This is a genomic window from Paraburkholderia piptadeniae (assembly GCF_900007165.1).
Classification (GTDB): domain Bacteria; phylum Pseudomonadota; class Gammaproteobacteria; order Burkholderiales; family Burkholderiaceae; genus Paraburkholderia; species Paraburkholderia piptadeniae.
In genome coordinates this window covers 90,810-112,170 of sequence record NZ_CYGY02000038.1, presented here as the reverse complement: position 1 = coordinate 112,170, position 21,361 = coordinate 90,810, and the positions used below count along the sequence as shown (strand labels likewise).

Genomic DNA, 21,361 nt, shown 5'->3' with positions numbered 1-21,361 from the left:
TTTTACGCTCGTCGAATGGCCGCTTGCAACCGCGGTGGCAAGCGCCTAGAATTCCGCGCTTTCGCGCGGCGGACACCGTTGTTGCAAGCGGTTTTTCGACGAGCGTAAAACGCATGACATATGAACGCGATGCCCGCGCCTCACGCGATCTGTCTTACAGACAAAGACAAAAGATCAAACGACAGCATGCCTTTCCATCACACGCGATACGACGTTTAGATAGTGATCGAGATCAGGCGTCGCGAGATTCGCTTCCTTCGCCAGATCGTCCCAACGACGCAAACGCAAAGCGTCCTCGGCGTAAGGCTTCTTCAGGAACGCCTGCGCTTCGTCATCAGTGAAGATGCCGCCCTGCAGTTCGAGACTGCGCACGGAATCCGCCGATAACTGCCCAAAATAAGTCGCGTCGATTGCGCACAGACAGCGCTTCGCGTCGACATGCAAACGGATCGGCTCGAGCACCGCTTCCGGCAGCACGGGCCGCAGAAACGGCAACGCGAAGTATTGGTGAAGATCGTCGATGCCGCGCGCAGTCGGTGTTTCACCCTGACGGTTCAGCAGATGTCCGAGGTCATGCAGGAACGCCGCAGCGACCAGTTCATCGAAGGCCCCCGCCGCTTCCGCGAGCGCGCCGCTTTGCAATGCATGTTCGAGCTGCGTCACCGGCTCGCCGCTGTATGCGAGCCCGCCATACTGTTCGAACAACCCGCGAATGTCGTCCAGACTCAATGCCACAACATCACTCCCACGGAAGAGAAAAGGTCTTGAGGTTCGTGAAGCTCTTCATTGCTTCCTGCACGCCTTCCTTGTAGCCAAGGCCCGAATCCTTGATGCCGCCGAACGGCGTCAGTTCGACGCGATACCCCGGCACTTCCCACACGTTCACCGTGCCCACGCGCAATTCGTTGATGAAGCGCGGGATCGCGTCCTGCCTGTTCGTGCACAGGCCGCACGACAAACCGAACGGCGTGCCGTTGCTGATGCGGATCGCGTCGTCGAGCGTATCGAACGTGATGATCGGCGAGACGGGGCCGAACGTTTCCTCGCGAATCAGCGTCATTGACGGATCGACCCGATCGACGACCGTCGGCGAATACAGCGCGCCCTTGCGCTCGTTGCCGACGAGCAGACGCGCGCCCTGCGCAACCGCTTCGTTCACGCGCGATTCGAAGAGCCGCGCGGCCGCCTCGTCGATCACCGTGCCCATCTGCTTCGATCGATCGAACGGATCGCCGTATGTCCACTCGCGCGTCTTCTCCACGACCAGCTCCGTGAAGCGCGCGGCGATGCTCTTCTGCACGATCATCCGCTTGACGGCCGTGCAGCGCTGACCGGAGTTCTTGTACGAGCCCTGCACCGCCAGCGCGGCGGCACGCTCGATATCGGCGTCTTCGAGCACGATCAGCGGATCGTTGCCGCCGAGTTCCAGCACGACGCGCCGATAGCCCGCGCGCTCGGCGATGTGCTTGCCGATCGCGACGCCGCCCGTGAACGTCACGAGTTCGGCAAGCGGATTCGTGATCAGCTCATCGGCGATTTCGCGCGGGTCGCCCGTGAGCACCTGCAGCATCGGCGCAGGCAGCCCCGCCTCATACAACACATCCGCGAGATAGAGCGCCGACAGCGGCACCTTCTCCGACGGCTTCAGGATCACGCGATTGTTCGTCGCAATCGCGGGTGCGATCTTGTGCGCGACCTGGTTCATCGGGTGATTGAACGGCGTAATCGCGACGATCACACCTGCCAGCGGATCGCGCTGCGTGAACACGCGCCGCTTCTTGCCATGAGGCGTCAGATCGCACGAGAAGCTCTGGCCGTCGTCGCGCAACGCTTCGATCGAAGCGAACTTCAGCACATCGGCGACACGCCCGATTTCATACAGCGTGTCCTGCTTCGACAGACCCGATTCGAGCGATATCAGATCGGACGCTTCTTCCGCCCGCTCGCGCAGCAGCATGCCCGCGCGCTCGAGAATCTGCGAGCGCTCATAGCGCGTGAGCTTCGCGGAATAAGCGGCTGCGTAGTCGAACGCCGCGCGCACATCGTCGACGCTCGCCATCGGCACCGTGCCGACGCGCATGTCCGTGTACGGATCGAACACATCGAGCGCGCGCGGGCGCGCCGCGCGCTCGCCCTTCAGACGCAGCGCTTCCGCGCGAAACGCGGGGTGATCGTTGGACGGGGTCATTGCGTTCATGATGTCGCCAGATGGTTGAGCGCGAGATCGAACACGTCGAAATTGCGCAGACGTTTGCCCGCGACGCGTGCTTCACTGATGCGTCGATTGAAGAGCAGCGGCACTTCCTGCTCGGACAGTCCGCCGTGCGAGCGCAGCGGCACCGTCAGTCCCGAGAGGTCATGTTCTTCGCGACGCGTGCCGAGCGCAGTATTCTTCCTGCTGACGACGACGATGTCGCCGACGCGATCGTTCGGCAGTTCGAAGCGCTCGCACGCGGCCTTGTTGTCGAGCACGGCTTCGATATCCTTCAGGCCGCCCAGACGCTCGATCACCTGACGCGCATTCGCATCCGAAGGCAGATAGATCGTCGCGAACGACCCGAGCGCGCCGTGATGCACGACGTACGGATCGGTGATGGGCAGAATGACGCGCGCCGCGCGCGCGCCGAGCCATTCGTCCATCAGGTCCTGCAAATAGATGACGTTCGGCTCGCCTGTCTGCGGATCGTGCTTCGCGTTCATGCCGTGGTCAGCGGTCAAGCCGATCACCCAGCCGAGCGCATCGAGTTGCGCCAGATAGCCGTCCATCATCGCGTAGAACGCGTTCGCGCCCTCCGTGCCGGGCGCCCACTTGTGCTGGATGTAGTCGGTCGTCGACAAATACATCAGGTCGAGCTTGCGCGTCCGCGCAAGCCGCACGCCCGCGGCGAATACAAATTCGGAAAGGCCCGCGCTGTACACATCGGGCAACGGCAGGCCGACCAGATCGAGCACTTCGCCGATGCCGTTTTCTTCGAGCGTCACCTTGTCGGCCTTCTCCGCAGAAAAGCAGATGCCCTTCATCTTGTTGCCGAGCAGACGGCGCAGCTTGTCCTTCGCGGTGACGACGGCGACGGCCGCGCCCGCATCGGCGGCTGCCGCGAGCAGCGTCGGCGCGCGCAGATACGCGGGATCGTTCATCATCACTTCCGCGCCCTTGCCCCCGTTGGCCTGCGGGTCCCAGAAGTAGTTGCCGCAGATGCCATGCACGGAAGGCGGCACGCCGCACACAATCGACAGGTTGTTCGGGTTCGTGAACGACGGAATCACGCAGTCGCCCCTGAACGCCGCGCCGTCGCGCAGCATCTTGCCGATATACGGCGCCACGCCCGCCTTCACGGCCGCTTCCAGATAGTCGTACTCGCAGCCATCGACGCACACGACCACTGTCGGCGTCGCCGGCAACCGGTAACTGCGGCCATTCACTTCAACACTACGTTCGGATTGGATTGCCATTGTTCTCTTCCCTACGCGTCGCTGACGCGTGTTCTTCATTGGTTCCGGCGACTCAGGCGAGCAGCGCGCTCAAGCCGTCGTCCCGTTCGTTGCGACCATCGCGTTCACCGGATCGATGCGGCTCGGCCGCTTCATGCGCGCGCTGCCTGCCGCCGTCGACGTGCGCGAGCATCCGCCGCGCGGCTTCGTCCGCATCGCGCGCGGCGAGCGCCGACAGAATCGCGCGATGCTCGGCGAGCGAACGCTCCATCGCGTCGCCGCGCGCGCCGAGCGCCGCGCGCCTGAAAAGACTCAACTCGCCGACCAGCCTGCGATACGTCTCATACAGCTTGCCGTTGCCCGCCATCGCGACGATCGCATCGTGGAATGCGACGTTCTCTCGCGCATACACATCGTGATCGCCGGCCTCGAGCGCGGCATGCATCGCATCGACATGCGCCCGCAGCGCGGCCAGTTGCGCGGCGTCGATACGCTGCGCGAGCATCCGGCACGCCGCCTGTTCGAGCACTGCGCGCACCGCGTAGATCTCGTCGGCCTCCGCCAGCGAAACCGTACGCACGAACACGCCGCGGTTCTTCTCGTTGCGCACGAGGCCGGCCTGCTCCAGCGCGCGAAACGCCTCGCGCACCGGACCGCGCGACACCTGCAGACGCGCGGCCCAGTCGGCTTCGTTGAGCTTGTCGCCAGGCGCCAGCCTGCCGTCGACGATGTTGCGCTCGATCTCGTCGCGCACCAGCGCCGTCAGCGAATGCCGCCTGACTACCTCGATCCGATCATCCGACACGATTTCCATATTTTCGGTCATTTCGACAATGTTTGCCACATCACGATGCGAGGCGTGCCGACGCAGACACACCTCACGAAAAATCAGGAAACGTTGTCGTCAGTCCACGCGACGGCGCGGCACGCGCGCGGCGATCAGCAGCAGCGCAGCCAGCGACGCGAGCAGCAGAACCAGCGACAGCGCGGACGCCGGCAGGTAATAGCCGCGTTCGACCTGGCCGACCACGACGATCGGCACCGTCGCGAAACCCGGCGGATAAACAGTCAGCGTGGCGCCCAGCTCGCCGAGCGACAGCGCGAAGCCGAGCGCAAGAGACGCGCGGATCGCGGGCACCAGTTGCGGCAGCACGACACGGCGCAGCACCATCGACGGCGGCGCACCGAGGCTCGCGGCCGCTTCGCGCAGGATCGTCAGTTCCGGCCGCAACGCCGCCGCCGCGCAGCGATAACAGAACGGCAGCACCAGCGCCAGCTGCACGAACACGACGATGGCGGCCGAGCTCGACAGATCGAGCGGTTTCTTGTGATACGCAATCAGCACGGCGAGACCGAGCACGACGCTCGGCACGCCGTTGGGCACCATCGCGATCGTATCGACGAGGGCGCCGAGGCCGCGCCGGTCGCGCCCTTCGAGCGCGAGCGCGAGCCACAGTCCGAGCACGGTGCCGAGAATCGCGACGCCGAAGCCGATTTGCAGACTGGTCACAAGCGCATCGAAATCGCTGCCGCCGAGGCGCTCGAACCAGCGCATGCTGAAGCCGTCGGGCAGGATCGTGCCCGACCAGTGCGCGGCGACGCTCGACAGCGCAACGACGATCACGGGCAGCACGAAGAGCCAGAAGCACAGCAATGCGGCGAACGCCATGAAGAGACCGCTGGCAATGCGCGTGACGAGCCTGTGTTGAACGGGCCGCGCGCGATGATGCACGGCCGGGAGCACGGTTTGATCGACGTCGGACATTACTTCGCCCCTCCCACCTTGCGCCGGTTGACCTGGCGGTACAGCGCATACAACGACAGCGACATCGCGAGCATCACGACGGCGCCCGCGGCCGCCGTCGGCAGATCGAGATCGACGGTGGCCGAGCTGTAGATCGCCACGGGCAGCGTGATCAGATGCGCGCTGCCTAGCACAAGCAGAATGCCGAACTCGTTCAGCGTCAGCAGGAAGCACAGGATCGTCCCCGCCGCGATGCCCGGCCACGCGAGCGGCACGATCACGCGAAACGCGACCATCCAGCCATTCGCGCCGAGGCTGCGCGCCGCTTCGATCAGACGCATGTCGAGCATCGCGAACGACGCGAGCGTCGGACGCACGACGAACGGCGCGTAGAACACCACTTCCGCGAGAATCACGCCGCCGATGCCGAACAGGAAATCGAGCGGCGGCGCTTCGAGATGAAAGAGCCGTTGCAGCCCGATGCTGACGGAGCCTTGCGAGCCGTACAGAAAGATCAGCGTGAACGCGACGAGAAACGACGGGAACGCCACGAACAGCTCGAGAAAACGCGTGACGAGCCGCGCGCCCGGAAACGGCTTGAAGAACAGCAGCGACGCGAGCGCGACGCCGAGAACGGACGCGAGGCCCGCGCTCGCGAACAGGATCCACAGCGTCGTGCCGATCACGCCGCTCGTCTCCGGATTCCGGAAGAACGCCGAGTACGCGTGAAAGCTCAGCCCATGCGCGCCCGTCAGGCTCAGCATCACGAGACGCACGAGCGGATAGATCACGAGCGGGCCGAGCACGAATACGGCGAGAAACAGCAAATGCCATTGCGACATGCGTTCGCGCCGGCGCTTCGCCGCCGCATGCGACGCGGCCGTTGCGGCGCGCAGTGCGTCGCGGTTGGCGAGCGCGTCAGGGCTTGATAAGGACGACATCGTCTGCCTCGTAACGCAAGGAAATCCGCGCGCCCTTTTCGGGCATCACACCGCTGCCGCGCTGCATCGAAACGTGCACGGGCTCGCCCGGCATCGCGTCGAGCGCGACCTGCACGGACAGCACCGAGCCGTACCATTCGACGGATGCAATCGTGCCGTGCAACTGCCCTTCGCCGAGCGGCACAATGCGCATCGCCTCGGGACGCAGGCACGCGACGCGCTCGCGCTCCGCATGGCGCGCATCGCCGAGCGCGAACGCGACGTTCGGCGGCAGCAGATTGGCCGCGCCGAGATAGCGCGCGACGAACGCGTCGCTCGGCTTGTCGTACAGATCCTGCGGCGTGCCGAGCTGCGCGATGTAGCCGTCGCGCATCAGCAGCGTGCGATCGGACAACACGAGTGCGTCGTCCTGATCGTGCGTCACGCAGACGATCGTCAGATTCGGCAGGCGCTCATGCAGCGCCTTGAGTTCGGAACGCACCGACGCGCGCAGATTGGCGTCGAGCGCGGACAACGGCTCGTCGAGCAGCAGCACGTCCGGCTCGATCACGAGCGCGCGCGCGAGCGCCACGCGCTGCTGCATGCCGCCCGACAGTTGCGCGGGCATCACGTGACCGGCATCGCCGAGCTGCACGAGCTTCAGCGAATCGGCGACACGTCGCGCGATTTCCTTCGTCGAAATGCGGCGCGCGCGCAGGCCGAATGCGACGTTCTCGAATACGGACAGATGCGGAAACAGCGCATAGCTCTGGAACAGCAGGCCCAGATTGCGCTTGTGCGGCGGCACGTGCGTGAGGTCGCGGCCCGCGACCGTCAGCGTGCCGGCGAGGCCGTCGGCCTCGATGAAACCGGCGATGAAGCGCAGCAACGTCGTCTTGCCGCAGCCGCTGCGGCCGAGCACGGTCAACAGTTCGCCGCGCTCGATCGTCAGCGACAGATCGTCGAGCACCGTGCGCGAACCGAAGCGCACCGTCAGATGCTCGATCTGCACGCCGCCGGGCTCGCTTGTGCGAGCGACGCCTTCCGCTCGCGGAGTGGCGTCCAGCGCGCCTGAACCAGCAAGGGTTGTTGCAGTGTTCACCGGGTCCATCCTCCTGCGTTGGTGAGCTTGTATTGCAGCACCGGATGCGTCAGGCACATCCGGTGCATCAAATGCCTTGCGCGCGGCGCGACTATCGTCACGCCGCGCGTCCCTTCCATCAGACGCCGTGATTATTTCGGCTTGACGACTTCGAGCTGCTTGCCCGAGTTGCCAATCACGTCGTTCTTCCAGCGAGCCGTCCAGTCGGCCTTCTTCGACATCACCTGGTTCCAGTCGACGGAGATCAGCTTCACGCCCGAGATCGCCTGCTTGACGGCCGTGCCGTTCTTGCCGGCGAGCGGCACGTCGGTGCGGCCCGGAATGCCGAAGATGTCGGGCACCTTCGCCTGCACTTCCGTCGACATCAGATAGTCGATCAGCTTCTTGCCTTGCGCCTGGTTCGGGCCGTTCTTGATCAGGCCGATCGCGTACGGCAACTGGAACGTGGTCGGCTGGCCACCCGGCTCGGCGGCGAGGAAGATCGGCTTGAGCGACAGGCCGCCGTTCGCCGCGTCGTCGAGATCCATCTGCAGATCGCCGTTGGCAACGGCGATTTCGTTACGCGAAAGCAGCACGTCCAGATAGCCCGTGCCCTTCGTGTGGAACTTGGCGCTCTGCTCCAGCTTCTTCAGATAGTCGAAAGCCTTGTCTTCGCCCATCAGCGACGTCGTCAGGATGATCACGGCCATGCCGTCGCCCGCCGTCGCCGGGTTCGAATACGCGACCTTGCCGCTGTAGTCGGGATGCAGCAGATCGGCGAACGTCTTCGGCTGGTTCTTCACCACTTCCGGATTGATCGCGAACGAGAAGTAGTTGTTGACGAACGTGGCCCACGCGCCGTCGGACGCTTTCGCGATCGCTGGCACGTTCTTGTAGTTCACGCTCTCGTAGTTCTGCAGCAGGCCCGCTTGCGCCGCCTGCTGGATGAACGGCGGCAGCGTGACGATCACGTCCGCCTTCGGCGCGTCCTTTTCGACGGTCGCGCGGTTCACGACTTCGCCGCTGCCTGCCGTCACGATATTGACCTTCACGCCTTCCTGCTTCTCGAACGCGGGCAGCACGTCCTTGTAGAGGTTTTCGAGGCCGTCAGCCGTGTACAGCACGACCGCGCCCGCCGCGTGCGCGGACATCGCGCCGCCGAACGCCGCTGCCGCGACGAGTGCGGGCAGCAGCTTGCGCGCAATGCGGCCCGTCGAGCGAAGGTGATCCGTCTTTTTCATGTCGTTCTCTCCGAAAGGCAAAAAAACCTGTGGTAACCCGATAGTGGTGGTGTCCGTGCGGCGCCCCGAAAGGGGCATCCGCCCGACCTCGCGGCCGAAGCCGTGCAAATTGCAGATTGCTGACAACTTTTTTTTGCGGCGTTTGCGCCAGGACATTCCTTTGACGATTACTCGCTCCGGACTGCCTTGCCTGAACGGGCACGGCAAGGATCGTCTCTTTTTGTGACAGCGACATGAAGAGTCTGCACATTTCCACAAAATGACACAATCAGCCAATAATATGCAATGCAACACGCGCCGGCCAATGCGCGTTTCGCTCGCATTTCACTGATTTTGAAGGAGGCTGTGTGATTCCTGGAAACGACCCTATCCTGCTGACGCCAGGACCCCTGACGACCTCGCCTGCAACGCGCGAAGCGATGCTGCGCGACTGGGGTTCGTGGGACGCCGCGTTCAACGGCATCACGCAGAGCGTCTGCAACGATCTCGTCGAGATCGTACACGGAGCAAATGAGTACGTCTGCGTGCCGCTTCAGGGCAGCGGCACGTTCTCTGTCGAGGCCGCGCTGGGCACGCTGGTGCCGCGCGACGGCCGCGTACTGGTGCCGAACAACGGCGCGTATTGCGCCCGCATCATCAAGGTGCTGCAACGCCTCGGCATCGCATGGGTGGAGTTGCCTCTGCGCGAAGACGAGCCGACCAGCGCCCTCGCCATCGAAGACGCGTTCAACCGCGATCCGCGCATCACGCACGTCGCGCAGGTGCATCTGGAGACGAGCGCGGGCCTGCTCAATCCGCTCGACGAGATCGCGGCCGTGTGCAAGCACCACGGCAAGAGTCTGATCGTCGATGCGATGAGCTCGTTCGGCGCGCTGCCGATCGACTTGCGCAACGGCGGCATTGACGCGCTGGTGTCGGCGAGCGGCAAGTGTCTGGAAGGCGTGCCGGGGATGGGCTTCGTGATCGTGCGGCGCAGTGTGCTGGAGGCATGCGAGGGCCGCTCGCCGTCGCTTGCGCTCGACCTGTACGATCAGTACGCATACATGCAAAAGACCACACAATGGCGCTTTACGCCACCGACGCATGTGATGGCCGCGCTGCGCACCGCGCTCGACCAGTTCATCGCGGAAGGCGGCCAGCCGGCGCGAGGCGCGCGCTATGCGCGCAACTGCGCGGCGCTCGTCGATGGCATGAAGGCGCTCGGTTTCGACACGTTCCTCCCGGCCGACGTGCAGGCGCCCGTGATCGTCACATTTCATGCGCCGCGCGATCCGAAGTGGCGTTTTGCGGAGTTTTATGCAGCCGTGAGGGAAGCGGGCTACATCCTGTACCCGGGCAAGCTCACGGAGGTGGAGACGTTCCGGGTCGGCTGCATCGGCTCGATCGACACCAACGAGATGCACAACGCCGTCGCCGCCATCGGCCGGACGCTGGCGCAGCTCGGCCTCAGCGTGAAATGAAGCGACGCGCTTCACTCACGCGATCAGGATTTCCGGGCCGCGTGCAGTGATCGCCTTCGCGAGCGTGCGATCCGGCGCGAGTTCCGTCACGACGTAGCGCGCCTTCTCCAGCCCGTCGATGCGCACGGGCGTCACGCGGCCGAACTTCGAATTGTCGGCGACGACGATCACCGTGTTGCCGGCCGCGATCATCTGGCCGCGCACCTCGGCCGCCATGCGCGAGTAGTCGGACAGCTGCGCGTCCGGCGTGATGCCGCCCGCGCCGATCAGCGCGAAGTCCGCGTGATAGTGCGACAACTGATGAATCGTATCGAGGCCGAACGCGGCGTCTTCGTTGTCCGACAGCTCGCCGCCCAGCAGCGTCACGCGATTGTCGTTGCGGCGTCCGAGCAAAAGCGCGATGCGCCAGTCGTTCGTGTAGACGGCCAGCCGGTGGCGGTCCGTCAGCGCGCGCGCGACGGCGTGCGTCGTGCTGCCGGAATCGATGATGACCGACGCGCCGTCGGGCACCAGTTGCGCCGCGCACTCGCCGATCGCGCGCTTCGCGCTCGCGTTCGCGGCCTCGCGCGTGTCGAGATCGGGCTCGCGCCGGTCGCTCGACAGCGCGCCGCCATGCGTCGTGACGATCAGGCCGCGCTCGGCGAGTGCGTTCAGATCGCGGCGAATCGTTTCGCGCGATACGTTCAGCTCGCGAACCAGCTCGGCGACCGACAGTGCGCCCGTCTTGGTGACCTTGGCCAGAATGTATTGGTGACGTTGTTCTGCCAGCATCGGTTAGTGGCCGCCGCGAGGCGGCGAGCAGGGGTTCAGGGATGGGATCGGCCCGCCGGATTGTCGCCGGTATTGTATTACGCATGGGAATCCGACGCGGACGGAATGTAACGAAAGGCTTGCAGGCGGCGCATCGCCTGTCGGGTGATCGTATGCCGATGGCCTGGCCCTATGTCGAGGCTGGTCATATGCCGATATCCTGGCCGTATGTCGAGGCTGGCCATATGCCGATTCCCGCCGCATCCGGCGCGCGGCAATCGCCGTGCGGGTGTTCCTGGCGGCGCATCCCTGCTAATCTGAGCGGTCTTTTCACGCATCGCCGATGCGTCCTGCCGAACGATCCGCCGATGCCTCCCCTGTTTCGCCGACTACGACTGCTGTTCCACACGCTGCGCTACGGCGCGCGTCTCGTCTGGCTCGCCGCGCCCGAGCATCACAAGTTGCACTGGTTCGTCACGCTAGCGTCGCGCGTGCACGCGTCGCCGGGCGGGCGCGCCGGCGTGCAACGCGCGCTGCCCAATCTGGGCCCGCTCGCGAGCGCTTTCGCCGAAGCGCTCGCGCGCCGCCCCGAACTCGCGACGGGCACGCTGCACGATGCGATCGACGCCGTCGGCCACCTCGAAACGCCGTTGCCGCCGGAAGAAGTCGAACAGGCGCTCGCCGCGGCACTCGGCCGTCCCGTACCGACGCTCTTCGCGTCGATCGATCTCACACCCGCGCGCAACGGCTTTGCCGAACAGACGCATGTCGCGCGCCTCGCCGAGGCGATCAACGGACATCGCGACATCGCGATCAAGCTCGTGCGCGCCGCGCAGGTCCAGGAAATCGCCGACGAAGCCGCGTTGCTGCGCTGGGTCGCACGCTGGATGGAAAAGCTGTCGAAGAACGCGCGGCGCCTGCGGCTGCGCGACTTGGCGGACGCCTTCACGCAGGACATTCTGCGGCGCTTCGATCTGCGCGCCGAGGCCGCGAACCTGAGCCAGACCGCGCATCACTTCGCAGACGACAAGCGCCTCGCAATTCCCGCCGTGATCTGGGAGCTCTGCACCGACCGCACGCTCGCGATGCAGCATGTCGAGTCGCTGCCCGCGCTGGATCTCGCCGGCCTGTCGGCGCGCGGCGTGAAGCTGGTGCCGCTTGCCGAGCACATCATCGAAGTCGTCACCGAGCAGGCGTTCGAGCACGGCTTCTTCCACGCGACGCTCGACGCACGCCGCGTGCGCGTGAGCATCGAGCCGGACACGCTGGGCCGTATCGTGCTCGCGGACTTCGCGGTGATGTCGAGCCTGTCGACGCACGAGCGCGAGTTCTTCGTGCAAGGCGCGACGGCCCTCTTTGACCAGGACTACGGACGGCTGGCGCATCTGCATCACGAAGCCGGGCACGTGTCGAGCGAGACGCGCCCCGAAAAGCTCGAAGCCGAACTGCGCACGCGCGCCGAAGCGCACTTCGCGCCGCAATCGCACGAGCGCTCGGCGGGTGCGCTGTTCCATCATCTGCTGTTCGCCGTGCGGCCGTTCGGCGGCGACGTGCCGCCGCGCCTCGTCGCCGCGCAACGCACGTTCGAGCAGGCCGAGATGCTGGCGAACGCGCTGCATCCGGGCGTCGATTCGTGGAAGATCGCGCGCTCCGTGCTGGCGACGCTCGCGCGCCGCGAGTTCGATCATCGCGGCTGGGCGCGGCACATCGCGCAGGAGCTGCCGCATCTTGCGCATCTGGTGCCGCGCATTCCGCAGCTTGCCGTGCGCTATCTGCAGCATCAGCACGAAGCGGCGAACGCGAGGCAACAGGCGCAGCTTGTCAGCGACGTGCTGACCGAATATCGCAGAACACGAGTGCTGCTGTGGGCATGCACGATCTGCGGCGGGGTGCTCGGCGCGGTGGCGGTGCTGCTCACGTATTGAACGGCGCTTTCTGATCGGTGCCGCTCACGTATTGAGCGCGCGCTGAAAGGCGCTGATCGGCGCATGCGACGCACGCGCGCGACGGTTCGCACGGCTCGCGCCGGCCGCGCCGGTGCAGCCTCGAACAAGACGGCCCGCCCCGCTTGCACCGATACTGCGGGCTTCGTCCGCTTCCCATGCTTTCCGATGCTGGCTTTCGTCAATGCAGTCGTGTTCGTCGTCCTGTGGTCGACGGGTTTCGTGGTCGCCCGCGCGATCAAGCCTTACGCCGATCCGAATCTCTTTCTGCTCGCGCGCTTCGGCGGCACCGCGCTGCTGTTCATGGCGGCTGCACTGCTCGCGCGCGTCGAATGGCCGACGGGCCGCGCGCTCGGCAAGCACCTGATCGCGGGCGCGCTGCTGCAAGGCGTCTATCTGGGCGCGGGCTACTGGGCCGTCGCGCAAGGCATGAGCGCGGGCATCATGGCGCTGCTCGGTGCGTTGCAGCCGCTGCTGACAGCCGCCGTCGCCGCGCCGCTGTTCGGCGAGCGTCTGTCCGCGCGCGGCTGGACGGGGATGCTGCTCGGCCTCGCAGGCGTCGCGCTCGTGCTGGAGCCGAAGCTCGCGGCCACGGATCTGGGCGTCGCGCAGGGCAATGCGCCTCAGTCGCTGGTCGTCGCCGTGTCGATCCTCGCCGTTTGCGCGATCACGGCGGGCACGCTGATCCAGAAGACGTCGCTATCGAAAGCCGATATCCGCAGCGCGAGCGCCGTGCAGAACTTCGGCGCGGCCATCGTCGTGCTCGTGTTCGCGCTGGCGCTCGGCGAGCACAAATGGATTCCGTCATTGGCGCTGTGGGTGTCGCTGGCGTGGGGCATCGTGATGCTGTCGGGCGTGAGCGTCACGCTGCTCGTCTGGATGGTCCGGCGCGGCAACGCATCGCGCGCGACGGCGCTGCTGTTTCTCGCGCCGCCGCTCGCGGCCGTCGAGGGCTACGCCGGGTTCGGCGAAACGCTGAGTGCCGTGCAGGTGGCGGGCTTTGTCGTCGCGCTGATCGGCGTGTTGCTCGCGCGGTCGTGAGTGGGCTGCTGTGATTGCGTGGTTGTGATTGCGTGGCCCTGAATGTGCAGCCGCGAATGCGAGGTCGTGTATTTGCGGTCGTGCTTCCGAAGTTGTGATTGCGGGAACGCGGCCGCGATGCACCGCCGAAGGCCCATCCGCCGTCAATCCGCCGTATCGGCGTTAGGCGGCACCCGTGCGCGTACCTTCCTGCTCGGCGGCGGCGACCAGACGGGCCGCGCCTTGCGCTGCGAATCGACGACGACGATATAGCGTCCCGCCCACGGCGTCGCGACGCGATCCGAATGCAGCACCCACAGCGACCTGCCTTCGTCGACGAGCGCCTCGTACTCGCGGTCGAGAATGCCGTAGTGATCGAGAAAGACGTTCAGCGAGGCCGGCATCCGCACGCAGCCTTTCGAGTGCCGGATGCCGAGAATCGGTTCGAGCTTGTCGGGATCGGTCGCGTGCATCTGAAAGCGCATCTGCGAAATGCCGCCCTTGCCCCAGCCACGCTCGGCCTGCGCCCAGCCGAGGTCGAAGATGCGCATGTCGTGTGCGCCGTAGCCACGGATGCCGTTATCGTTCATCGTGCCTTCCGCGCGGAAATCCATGTTGTCCGGCGTGTGCTCGAACACGCCGAGCGGCGTGATGAAGTGATCGTACCGGCCCGGCCGTCCCGTCGCGACGGGTGATGCGCCGATCATCTGCCACGTGTCGGCGGGCGTCGCGCGAAAGTAGATGAGGAGCGCCTGCACGTTCTCGTTGCGATCGACGAGCACCACGTACTCGCCCGACAGATTGCCCAGCTCGTTCTGTCCGAGCGCCCGTTGCACGCGATCGCCATACGCGCGCTGCTCGGCGACGGGCACCTTCAGACGGCGCGACACGTCGCGCGCGAATAGGTCGCGCATCAATAGCGCGCGGCGCGGGTCCGCGCCACCCGCGGCGTCGCGCGCCGCGACGGCCGATGCATCGATGGCGGGATTCGCCGGGTCTTGCAGCGCATCGGCAGCATGAGCGGCATGGAGACTTGCGACGAACGCCGGCACGGCCAGCGCCGACGCGGAGAAAAAGCTCAACGCGAGCCGCGCCGCGACGAGGCGCACACGCCGCGCTGCCGCGACCTTCGCGCTTCGCCTTGCCCCGTCGACACTGCGCTCTTCATCGTTTTGTGATCCCGCCCTCTCTCGTGCAGGCGGACGAACTGCCATGTTCTCTTTTTTGCTGTTCATTGTGGTCGAACATCACTGCCCGTTGCCCAACCCGCACAGCCGCTTATGGCGTGCCGTCGGGCGTTTCCGGATTCGGCGGCGATGCGCCCGAATCCCGCTTGCTCAAAAATGACAAACGCATAACGCAGTGCTTTCCGATGATGATTGACGGCTATGCATCATCGATTTAAAGCCTTAATCGTTGAGCTTTGATTATGGTTATTCGACATTAAACCAGACAACGCATGACAGCGCACCCGATTCGGCGCTTTCATGCAATCATCGACGCTCGTGTCAGCGCGCTTTTCAGGGGGCTTCGATGGACCAGCACGAACGCGCCGCGCGTCAGCGGCAGATCGCAGCGGAACTGCACGTTGCCGGCACGTTCGACGCCGCGCGCGAAATCGAACAGCGCGTCGCGTTTCTCGCCGACTACCTTCGCGCAAGCGGGCTTTCGACCTATGTGCTGGGCATCAGCGGCGGCGTCGATTCATTGACGGCGGGACGCCTCGCGCAACTCGCGGTGGAGCGGCTGCGCAGCACGCGGTACGACGCGCGCTTCGTCGCGATGCGATTGCCTCACGGCGTCCAGCACGACGAGACGGACGCGCAGCAATCGCTCGAGTTCATCCGAGCCGACGAAACGCTGACCGTCGACATCCGCCCCGCCGCCGACGCGATGCTCGATTCGCTCCTGGCGAGCGGCTTGCGCTTTGACGACGATTCGCAACGGGACTTCGTGCACGGCAACATCAAGGCGCGCGAGCGGATGATCGCGCAGTACGCGGCGGCGAGCGCGCGGCACGGCATCGTGATCGGCACGGATCACGCGGCGGAGTCGGTGATGGGGTTCTTTACGAAGTTCGGCGACGGCGGCGCCGACGTCCTGCCGCTCGCGGGCCTGAACAAGCGGCGCGTGCGCGCGCTCGCGGCTGCGCTCGGCGCCAGCGACGCGCTCGCGCACAAGGTGCCGACCGCCGATCTGGAGATGTTGCGCCCTCAACGTCCGGACGAGGACGCATACGGCATCCGCTACGACGACATCGACGATTTCCTCGAAGGCAAGCCCGTCAGCGCAGCGGTTTTCGAAACCATCATGCACTTCTACGAGAGCACCCGGCACAAGCGCGCGCTGCCTTACACGCCGTTCGGCTGAGCGCGCGTTTCGTTTCGCGGAGCCGCGTGCAGGCGCTATTCGCGATGCGGCGGCGTCGGCGGCGTCTCGTTGCTACCGAACGGCACGGCGCTGACCTGCAGCGGAACGCCGCCCAGGAGCTTGCCGTTGAACTGCCGCGCGATGACATCGGCGACGTACGGTTCGTCGGCGTCGACGTCCACGTTCGCGTACGCGTTCGGCGTGCCCTGCTCGAACACTTCGATCTCTTTTGCGTAATGGCCGAGCTCGCGGCCGAGAAAATCGCGCACTTCCTGCTCGGAGCAGGACTCGGGAATGTTCCACACGATGATCTTCATACGCGCGACGCCCTCCGTTGATGATGGTGACGCAGCCCAGCGACTCATGGTTTTGCCTGTCGACCGGAGTTGGCGCTTTAGTGCCTTACTCCGGTCCCACGCAGAGCGGTCGACCGGAGTTGGCGCTTTAGCTGTCGGCCGGAGTTGGTGCTTTAGCACTTACTCCAGCCCCATGCGGAGCACTTACTCCGGTCCCACGCAGAGCGGTCGACCGGAGTCGGCGCTTTAGCTGTCGGCTGGAGTTAGTGCTTTAGCACCTACTTCAGCCCCATGCAGAGCACTTACTCCGGTCCCACGCAGAGCGGTCGACCAGCGTCGGTACTTCAGCGCCTTACTCGGGTTCCATGCAACGCTGTCAACCTCGACTAGCAGTCTCCCAGCGTAGCCATAATCGCGCCGCGCGGCAAACGGCGCTCGTGCTCGCGCGTGCGAAATCAATCCGCTTCTTCGACGTTCGCCGCGCTCACCCACCACGCCATCCTGCCTCGCGGCACATGCACGAGCACGGCTGTCGGATCAGCGACGCCGTCGTCGGCGATCTCGCATACGTCGAGCCCATCAGGCAGACGCTTCACGGTGCCCGCGTCCTGAAAGAGCGCGAGACGCCGCGCCGTGAGAGGCCGCAGCTGGCTATACACGTCGTAGCTGATCGCGCCGGGCGTATCGCCGCGAATCTGCAATGCGTCGTCCTTGCCGCACGGCGACGGTGTCGCCGCGAACGCGTGGCTGGCGGCAAGACTGCCGAGCGCGGCCACGATGGCCGCGACGGTTGCGCGAAAGAGTTGCTTCATGTCGATTCTCCAGAAAGTGACGGTTCGCCGGTGTTCCGGCCGCCAGGAAGGCGAAACCGCATCCGACACCCGATGCAGCGAGCCTCAGGAGCCATTGTTGCCGCTGAACGCGACGCCCCGATCGTCGCCGCAAGGCGCGCTGCCGAAGCCCGCATAGTGAGCGGACCAGTTGCCCGCGATGGCGGCCTGCGCGTCGCTCAGCGACATGCGCCCTTCGCAGACGCAGCGCTTGAGCTTCGCCGTCAGCAGCGCCTTGCGGCGCTCCCCGCGATGCCCGCTCCACGGCAGAAGATCGAGATTGTCCGGCGCATCCGGCGAGCCGCCGAGCACGACGGGCACGCGACGGTCCAACGCATAGCGCGTGCCGTGGTCGGGATCGATGCCACGCTCGGAGAGCATCCGGTCCTTGTCCGCCATCAGGTCGTCGAACGGCGGCGACACGGTATCGGCGTAGCCCGGCTTGCAGATCGTATCGGCGATGGTCTGCTGCGTGACGCGCTCGTCGAGCATCGACGCGTCCTGTGCGAACGCGACCGGCACATGCAGATGCAAGCCCGCCGCCATCGCGGCGAGCATGATGCAGCGATTGCGCATCGTTTGCGCGACGCGCGCAGCACGCGAGGCGCGATGGGTGGTTGATTCGATTCGACTCGCGCGCGCCTGGTCGAGCGCGTTCGCCTTCGCTGCATTCATTAATCAGCGCGCGCCGTCACGACGCGGAAGAGTTAATTCGGCAGACAATTAAAACACAACCGGGGTGCTTGACGTAAATACCACCGCTTTGAATCGCTTCGGATTTTCGATGCCCGGGGCATCGAGCGCACAGAGGGGGCATCGCGAAACAACCCGCGATGCCCTTGCCTCGCGCTCCGAACGCGGCGCCAGCGCGGCCGCGCCCCGACGCAACGAGGCACTAGTGCGTGCCTGGCGTCTTCGCCGCCGCTGTTCGCGCCTGCAGTGCGCGCACGCGTCCGAGCGCCTCCGTGTTGCTCACCGTCGATTCGTACATCGTCGCGAGATCGGCCTTGAGCGCGGTGCGCGAGCCGCCGTCGAGATACACCATATGCCCCGACGGATAGAAGCGCGCCGACAGGTTGTCCCGCACCTGCTGGCTGAGAAGCGGCATCTGCTGCAAGTCGATCACCGTCTGATAGAAAGGCGTGACGAAATCGCAGAAGCCGTTCGCCGACAGCACCTTCAGGTCCACGTTGAGCGCCATCACGGCCGCGAGATCGCCCGCCGTGTACAGGATGATGTTGCCCTTGCTGTCGACGCCCTTCTGCTCGCCCGTCGGATCGATATGGCTGAAGTCCCAGTACTTGAACGCCTGGTCGTTCAGATCCGTGAACGCCGAGTTCGACGTGAACTTCAGCTGCTCGTTCAGATAGACGTTCCACATCGTCGTGTAGACGCCCGTGACGGCCGTCATGGTCGGATCATTGCCGCCCGAGTTCGGGTCGATCTTGCCCGCGATGCCCGTGTCGATGGCCGTCACGCGACCGTCGTACGCGCCGAGCGCGAGCCCTCGCGACTTGAGCAGCGTGGTCAGAAACAGCGAATTGCCGCGGCTGTCGTAGCCGGCGATGTCGAGGCTCCATGCGAGCAGCGTCGTCTTGTCGATGCCCGTGTACTCACTCAGCTTTTCGACCACCGCGTTGTCGGTTGTCGGGAACTTGCGCAGCGCGTTCAGATAGTCGGTGCGCGCGAACTGCGCCACTTCTTCGACGAACTGGCCGAGGTTCGTCGGCCGTGGCGCGACGCCGAGCTTCTTGTGATACCACGCGTCCGCGGCGGCCGTGGGCAGCGCGCCGACCGGGTTGCCCGCCTGGGTATAGTCGAGAATCGACGATTGCAGCGTGACGCCGTTCAGATCGACGCCGTCCTCGTGCAGCTTGTATGCGAGCACGCAGCTGCGCGCCGTGCCGTATGACTCGCCGAACAGGAACTTCGGCGAATTCCAGCGGTTGTTTTTCGTCAGGAAGCGCTTGATGAACTGCTTGATCGAGTCCGCGTCCTGGTCGACGCCCCAGAAGTCGCGGTTCTTGCGCGGCGCGACGGCCGCCGAGTAGCCCGTGCCGACCGGGTTGATGAACACCAGGTCGCTCTTGTCGAGCAGGCTGTCCGGGTTGTCTTCCATCTGATACGGCGCGGGCGGCGTGAAGCCCGGCATCGAGGTCTTGATGCGGCGCGGCGCGAACGACCCGAGCAGCACGAACACCGACGACGACCCCGGCCCGCCGTTATAGAAGAACGTGAGGGGCCGCGTCTCCTCTTTCTGGTCGTCCTGCGTGAACGCGACGTAGAACATCTTCGCGCTTGGCTGCGAACTGGACGGATCGACCGTCACCAGATGGCCCGCCGTTGCCGTGTAGTTGAACTTCTTGCCGCCGATCGTGACCGTGTGTTTCGTGATCGCGGCACCCTCGCTGGTGTCGGAGACCGAGTCGTCGGGCCCGTTGCCGTAGGCGACGGGATCGAAGAACGGCTGGTCGCCGGTCGCGTGCGGCACGCTCGCAGCCGTCGACCCATGCGCGGCCTGAGAATTGTGAGGCGACTGCAAACTGCCGGAAGCTGATTCGGTATTCGTCATGATCGCTCCATCGAATGCGTACACATGTTGCCTGGTCTTGTGTTGCGATGCGTTCATCGCCGCCTGAAGCATGGCGCCCGATATACGAGCGCCCGCTCATCAGACTATAAAGCCGCCGCCACCTTCACACCATTGGGACTACCCAATCCCGTGCAGGCATCCCACCCCGTGGTTGCCGCATAACTGCCGTTATTGCCCTGCGTGATGTCGTTGCAGGCGCCCGCCGCCTTATACAACTTCGGATTGACGAAGCCGACAGGCGTACCCTTCGCACCGTTGATGCGCGCGATCAGCGCCGCCCACAGCGGCGCGACGGCGCTCGTGCCGCCGACCACCGTGTTGTTGCCGTCGACGAGCACGTCGTAGCCGGTGAGCGGCGACGCATCGCCTGCGACATCGGGCACGCCGCGCCCCGTCAGCGCCGTCTTTCCGCCCTGCGTGCCTGACGTGGACAGACCTTCCTGCCAGGCGGGGACAGGGAATGCGCCGCTCACACCGCCTCCCGTCGAGCCGCCGTCCGCGCCATCGTTCCAGACGACTTCATGTGAAATCTTTTGCCCCGAGCCTTGCACGCTCGTCCCGCCGCACGCGAGCACATACGGGCTCGACGCGGGGAAATCGACGTGATCGCCGCCGTCGCCCACGCCGTCCGTCGAGCCGCTGTCGCCCGACGCCGCGCACACCGTCACGCCGATCGCCGCCGCCGACTGGAGCACGTCGTTGAAAGCCGTCATCGATTGCGCCGTCCACACGCTTTCCGGCGCGCCCCAGCTGATCGAAATCACGGAAGGCTTGTTCTTCGTGTCGTGCACCGCGCGGCTGACGGCGTCGATAAAGCCGGCGTCGCTGTTGGTCGTGAAGTACACGGCGATCGTGGAGGCAGGCGCGATTGCACCGGCGATCTCGACGTCGAGCGTGACTTCGCCGTCCGGTCCGTTCGGGTCGCCCGTCGGATGGTTGCCGCCCTGGTCGACGCCGACGGCGACGACCTTCGGCGAGCCCACGCCGAGGCTCGAAAAATAGCTGGTCAGGTCGGCAGTGCGATAGCCGCCGCCCAGTTCGATAATGCCGATGCACTGGCCGCTGCCGTCGCCCTGCGGGAACTGATACATCGACGCAAGCTGCAGTGGCGTGAACGACGCCGCCTGGCGCGCCTTGGCCGGCGCGAACGGCGGACGGATACGGAAGTGCGGCCTTGCCTGCGGACGGTTGTCGAGGCCGAGCACGGCCGTCACGACACCATGCAGATCGTCGGGCACGCTGATCGCGCCTGTGCGGCCGCGAAACCGGCCCATCGAATGATGCTCGTAGTGCTGCAGCTTGACGTCGAACGCGGCCTGGAACTGCGCAATCGTGCCGCTCAATACGACCGTGCGCGCCGATGCGTCCTCGCGCACGACGGCAAGCCCATGCTGCGACGCGAAGGCCTTCAGCTTCGCTACATCTTCAGCGGCCGCGCCGAACCGCTGCTCGAGCTCGTCGCGCGACAACGGCTTTGCGTCCGGTGCGCCCGCCTCGATCTTCTTCATCAACTGCGTGAATTGCTGCTCGTCCTTGCGGCGCAGCACGACTACGACCTGAATCGTTTCCGACGGGTCGCATTGCGCGACGACCTTCGAACCGGCTGCGACCTGGCGTTCGCTGCCGGGCAACGGATGCTTCGTCATGGTTTCGATTCTCCCAGGTGGATGGCGGGGGCCAC

General features: G+C 65.4%; 19 protein-coding genes. 4 read left to right on the top strand and 15 right to left on the bottom strand.

Annotated features, from left to right (window positions below; all coding sequences use genetic code 11):
• Window positions 1–174: 174 nt before the first annotated feature.
• The 8 genes from BN2476_RS21370 to phnS form a co-directional block, all read right to left on the bottom strand.
• Window positions 175–735 (bottom strand): phosphonate degradation HD-domain oxygenase, encoded by a 561-nt coding sequence (locus tag BN2476_RS21370; protein ID WP_087736151.1) that lies wholly within the window; start codon window positions 733–735, stop codon window positions 175–177.
• Window positions 736–739: 4 nt separating this feature from the next.
• Window positions 740–2,197: a phosphonoacetaldehyde dehydrogenase gene (phnY, locus tag BN2476_RS21365; protein ID WP_087736150.1), complete on the bottom strand. Its 1,458-nt coding sequence runs from the start codon at window positions 2,195–2,197 to the stop codon at window positions 740–742.
• The gene (gene phnA / locus BN2476_RS21360; RefSeq protein WP_087736149.1) at window positions 2,194–3,453 is read right to left on the bottom strand and encodes a phosphonoacetate hydrolase; all 1,260 of its coding nucleotides are present in this window, start codon (window positions 3,451–3,453) and stop codon (window positions 2,194–2,196) included. Before phnA ends, phnY begins: the two co-directional genes overlap by 4 nt.
• Before the next feature lie 52 nt (window positions 3,454–3,505).
• Window positions 3,506–4,258 (bottom strand): phosphonate utilization associated transcriptional regulator, encoded by a 753-nt coding sequence (locus tag BN2476_RS21355; protein WP_087736166.1) that lies wholly within the window; start codon window positions 4,256–4,258, stop codon window positions 3,506–3,508.
• Window positions 4,259–4,336: 78 nt separating this feature from the next.
• Complete coding sequence (phnV, locus tag BN2476_RS21350; RefSeq protein ID WP_087736148.1) at window positions 4,337–5,197, bottom strand: 2-aminoethylphosphonate ABC transport system, membrane component PhnV; 861 nt, start codon at window positions 5,195–5,197, stop codon at window positions 4,337–4,339.
• Window positions 5,197–6,117, bottom strand: coding sequence for a 2-aminoethylphosphonate ABC transporter permease subunit (locus tag BN2476_RS21345; protein WP_087736147.1), 921 nt, complete (start codon window positions 6,115–6,117; stop codon window positions 5,197–5,199). The genes phnV and BN2476_RS21345 overlap by 1 nt, the downstream gene beginning before the upstream one ends.
• Window positions 6,095–7,198 carry a 2-aminoethylphosphonate ABC transport system ATP-binding subunit PhnT gene (gene phnT, locus BN2476_RS21340; protein WP_087736165.1) on the bottom strand — a complete coding sequence of 368 codons (1,104 nt, stop codon included), beginning with the start codon at window positions 7,196–7,198 and terminating at the stop codon, window positions 6,095–6,097. Before phnT ends, BN2476_RS21345 begins: the two co-directional genes overlap by 23 nt.
• A 131-nt stretch (window positions 7,199–7,329) precedes the next feature.
• Entirely contained in the window at window positions 7,330–8,418 is a 1,089-nt protein-coding gene (gene phnS / locus BN2476_RS21335; protein ID WP_087736146.1) for a 2-aminoethylphosphonate ABC transporter substrate-binding protein, read from the bottom strand.
• A gap of 350 nt (window positions 8,419–8,768) precedes the next feature.
• Between phnS and BN2476_RS21330 the strand changes: the two genes are divergently transcribed.
• The gene (locus BN2476_RS21330) at window positions 8,769–9,878 is read left to right on the top strand and encodes a 2-aminoethylphosphonate--pyruvate transaminase (RefSeq protein ID WP_087736164.1); all 1,110 of its coding nucleotides are present in this window, start codon (window positions 8,769–8,771) and stop codon (window positions 9,876–9,878) included.
• Between the two features lie 15 nt (window positions 9,879–9,893).
• Here BN2476_RS21330 and BN2476_RS21325 read toward each other — a convergent pair whose 3' ends face one another.
• Window positions 9,894–10,649 (bottom strand): DeoR/GlpR family DNA-binding transcription regulator, encoded by a 756-nt coding sequence (locus BN2476_RS21325; RefSeq protein WP_087736145.1) that lies wholly within the window; start codon window positions 10,647–10,649, stop codon window positions 9,894–9,896.
• A gap of 347 nt (window positions 10,650–10,996) precedes the next feature.
• Between BN2476_RS21325 and BN2476_RS21320 the strand changes: the two genes are divergently transcribed.
• Together BN2476_RS21320 and BN2476_RS21315 are read left to right on the top strand one after the other, a co-directional pair.
• Window positions 10,997–12,553 carry an ABC1 kinase family protein gene (locus BN2476_RS21320; RefSeq protein WP_087736163.1) on the top strand — a complete coding sequence of 519 codons (1,557 nt, stop codon included), beginning with the start codon at window positions 10,997–10,999 and terminating at the stop codon, window positions 12,551–12,553.
• A 186-nt stretch (window positions 12,554–12,739) separates the two neighbouring features.
• Complete coding sequence (locus BN2476_RS21315) at window positions 12,740–13,612, top strand: DMT family transporter (RefSeq protein WP_087736162.1); 873 nt, start codon at window positions 12,740–12,742, stop codon at window positions 13,610–13,612.
• A 143-nt stretch (window positions 13,613–13,755) separates the two neighbouring features.
• Here BN2476_RS21315 and BN2476_RS21310 read toward each other — a convergent pair whose 3' ends face one another.
• Window positions 13,756–14,805 carry a L,D-transpeptidase gene (locus tag BN2476_RS21310; RefSeq protein ID WP_235850915.1) on the bottom strand — a complete coding sequence of 350 codons (1,050 nt, stop codon included), beginning with the start codon at window positions 14,803–14,805 and terminating at the stop codon, window positions 13,756–13,758.
• A 319-nt stretch (window positions 14,806–15,124) separates the two neighbouring features.
• On the opposite strand from BN2476_RS21310, the gene nadE reads away from it, so the two are divergent.
• The gene (gene nadE / locus BN2476_RS21305; protein WP_087736143.1) at window positions 15,125–15,961 is read left to right on the top strand and encodes an NAD(+) synthase; all 837 of its coding nucleotides are present in this window, start codon (window positions 15,125–15,127) and stop codon (window positions 15,959–15,961) included.
• 35 nt (window positions 15,962–15,996) lie between these two features.
• Here nadE and BN2476_RS21300 read toward each other — a convergent pair whose 3' ends face one another.
• The 5 genes from BN2476_RS21300 to BN2476_RS21280 all read right to left on the bottom strand — a co-directional run bounded on the left by BN2476_RS21300 (window position 15,997) and on the right by BN2476_RS21280 (window position 21,326).
• Window positions 15,997–16,278 (bottom strand): RNA-binding protein, encoded by a 282-nt coding sequence (locus tag BN2476_RS21300; protein WP_087736142.1) that lies wholly within the window; start codon window positions 16,276–16,278, stop codon window positions 15,997–15,999.
• 434 nt (window positions 16,279–16,712) lie between these two features.
• Complete coding sequence (locus BN2476_RS21295; RefSeq protein ID WP_087736141.1) at window positions 16,713–17,069, bottom strand: hypothetical protein; 357 nt, start codon at window positions 17,067–17,069, stop codon at window positions 16,713–16,715.
• 84 nt (window positions 17,070–17,153) lie between these two features.
• Window positions 17,154–17,762, bottom strand: a complete 609-nt coding sequence (locus BN2476_RS21290; RefSeq protein WP_087736140.1) for a hypothetical protein — start codon at window positions 17,760–17,762, stop codon at window positions 17,154–17,156.
• A 220-nt stretch (window positions 17,763–17,982) separates the two neighbouring features.
• Window positions 17,983–19,659, bottom strand: a complete 1,677-nt coding sequence (locus tag BN2476_RS21285) for a S10 family peptidase (RefSeq protein ID WP_087736161.1) — start codon at window positions 19,657–19,659, stop codon at window positions 17,983–17,985.
• A gap of 104 nt (window positions 19,660–19,763) precedes the next feature.
• Window positions 19,764–21,326 (bottom strand): S53 family peptidase, encoded by a 1,563-nt coding sequence (locus BN2476_RS21280; RefSeq protein WP_087736139.1) that lies wholly within the window; start codon window positions 21,324–21,326, stop codon window positions 19,764–19,766.
• Window positions 21,327–21,361 lie beyond the last annotated feature (35 nt).

What these genes read in the sequence shown, in the direction of transcription:
- phnV (WP_087736148.1), bottom strand. Translation starts at nt 5,197, where the DNA reads ATGTCCGACGTCGATCAAACCGTGCTCCCGGCCGTGCATCATCGCGCG.
- nadE (WP_087736143.1), top strand. Translation starts at nt 15,125, where the DNA reads ATGGACCAGCACGAACGCGCCGCGCGTCAGCGGCAGATCGCAGCGGAA.
- phnY (WP_087736150.1), bottom strand. Translation starts at nt 2,197, where the DNA reads ATGAACGCAATGACCCCGTCCAACGATCACCCCGCGTTTCGCGCGGAA.
- phnS (WP_087736146.1), bottom strand. Translation starts at nt 8,418, where the DNA reads ATGAAAAAGACGGATCACCTTCGCTCGACGGGCCGCATTGCGCGCAAG.
- BN2476_RS21300 (WP_087736142.1), bottom strand. Translation starts at nt 16,278, where the DNA reads ATGAAGATCATCGTGTGGAACATTCCCGAGTCCTGCTCCGAGCAGGAA.
- BN2476_RS21320 (WP_087736163.1), top strand. Translation starts at nt 10,997, where the DNA reads ATGCCTCCCCTGTTTCGCCGACTACGACTGCTGTTCCACACGCTGCGC.
- BN2476_RS21310 (WP_235850915.1), bottom strand. Translation starts at nt 14,805, where the DNA reads ATGGCAGTTCGTCCGCCTGCACGAGAGAGGGCGGGATCACAAAACGAT.
- BN2476_RS21290 (WP_087736140.1), bottom strand. Translation starts at nt 17,762, where the DNA reads ATGAATGCAGCGAAGGCGAACGCGCTCGACCAGGCGCGCGCGAGTCGA.
- phnA (WP_087736149.1), bottom strand. Translation starts at nt 3,453, where the DNA reads ATGGCAATCCAATCCGAACGTAGTGTTGAAGTGAATGGCCGCAGTTAC.
- BN2476_RS21280 (WP_087736139.1), bottom strand. Translation starts at nt 21,326, where the DNA reads ATGACGAAGCATCCGTTGCCCGGCAGCGAACGCCAGGTCGCAGCCGGT.
- BN2476_RS21325 (WP_087736145.1), bottom strand. Translation starts at nt 10,649, where the DNA reads ATGCTGGCAGAACAACGTCACCAATACATTCTGGCCAAGGTCACCAAG.
- BN2476_RS21285 (WP_087736161.1), bottom strand. Translation starts at nt 19,659, where the DNA reads ATGACGAATACCGAATCAGCTTCCGGCAGTTTGCAGTCGCCTCACAAT.
- BN2476_RS21345 (WP_087736147.1), bottom strand. Translation starts at nt 6,117, where the DNA reads ATGTCGTCCTTATCAAGCCCTGACGCGCTCGCCAACCGCGACGCACTG.
- BN2476_RS21355 (WP_087736166.1), bottom strand. Translation starts at nt 4,258, where the DNA reads ATGACCGAAAATATGGAAATCGTGTCGGATGATCGGATCGAGGTAGTC.
- BN2476_RS21315 (WP_087736162.1), top strand. Translation starts at nt 12,740, where the DNA reads ATGCTGGCTTTCGTCAATGCAGTCGTGTTCGTCGTCCTGTGGTCGACG.
- BN2476_RS21295 (WP_087736141.1), bottom strand. Translation starts at nt 17,069, where the DNA reads ATGAAGCAACTCTTTCGCGCAACCGTCGCGGCCATCGTGGCCGCGCTC.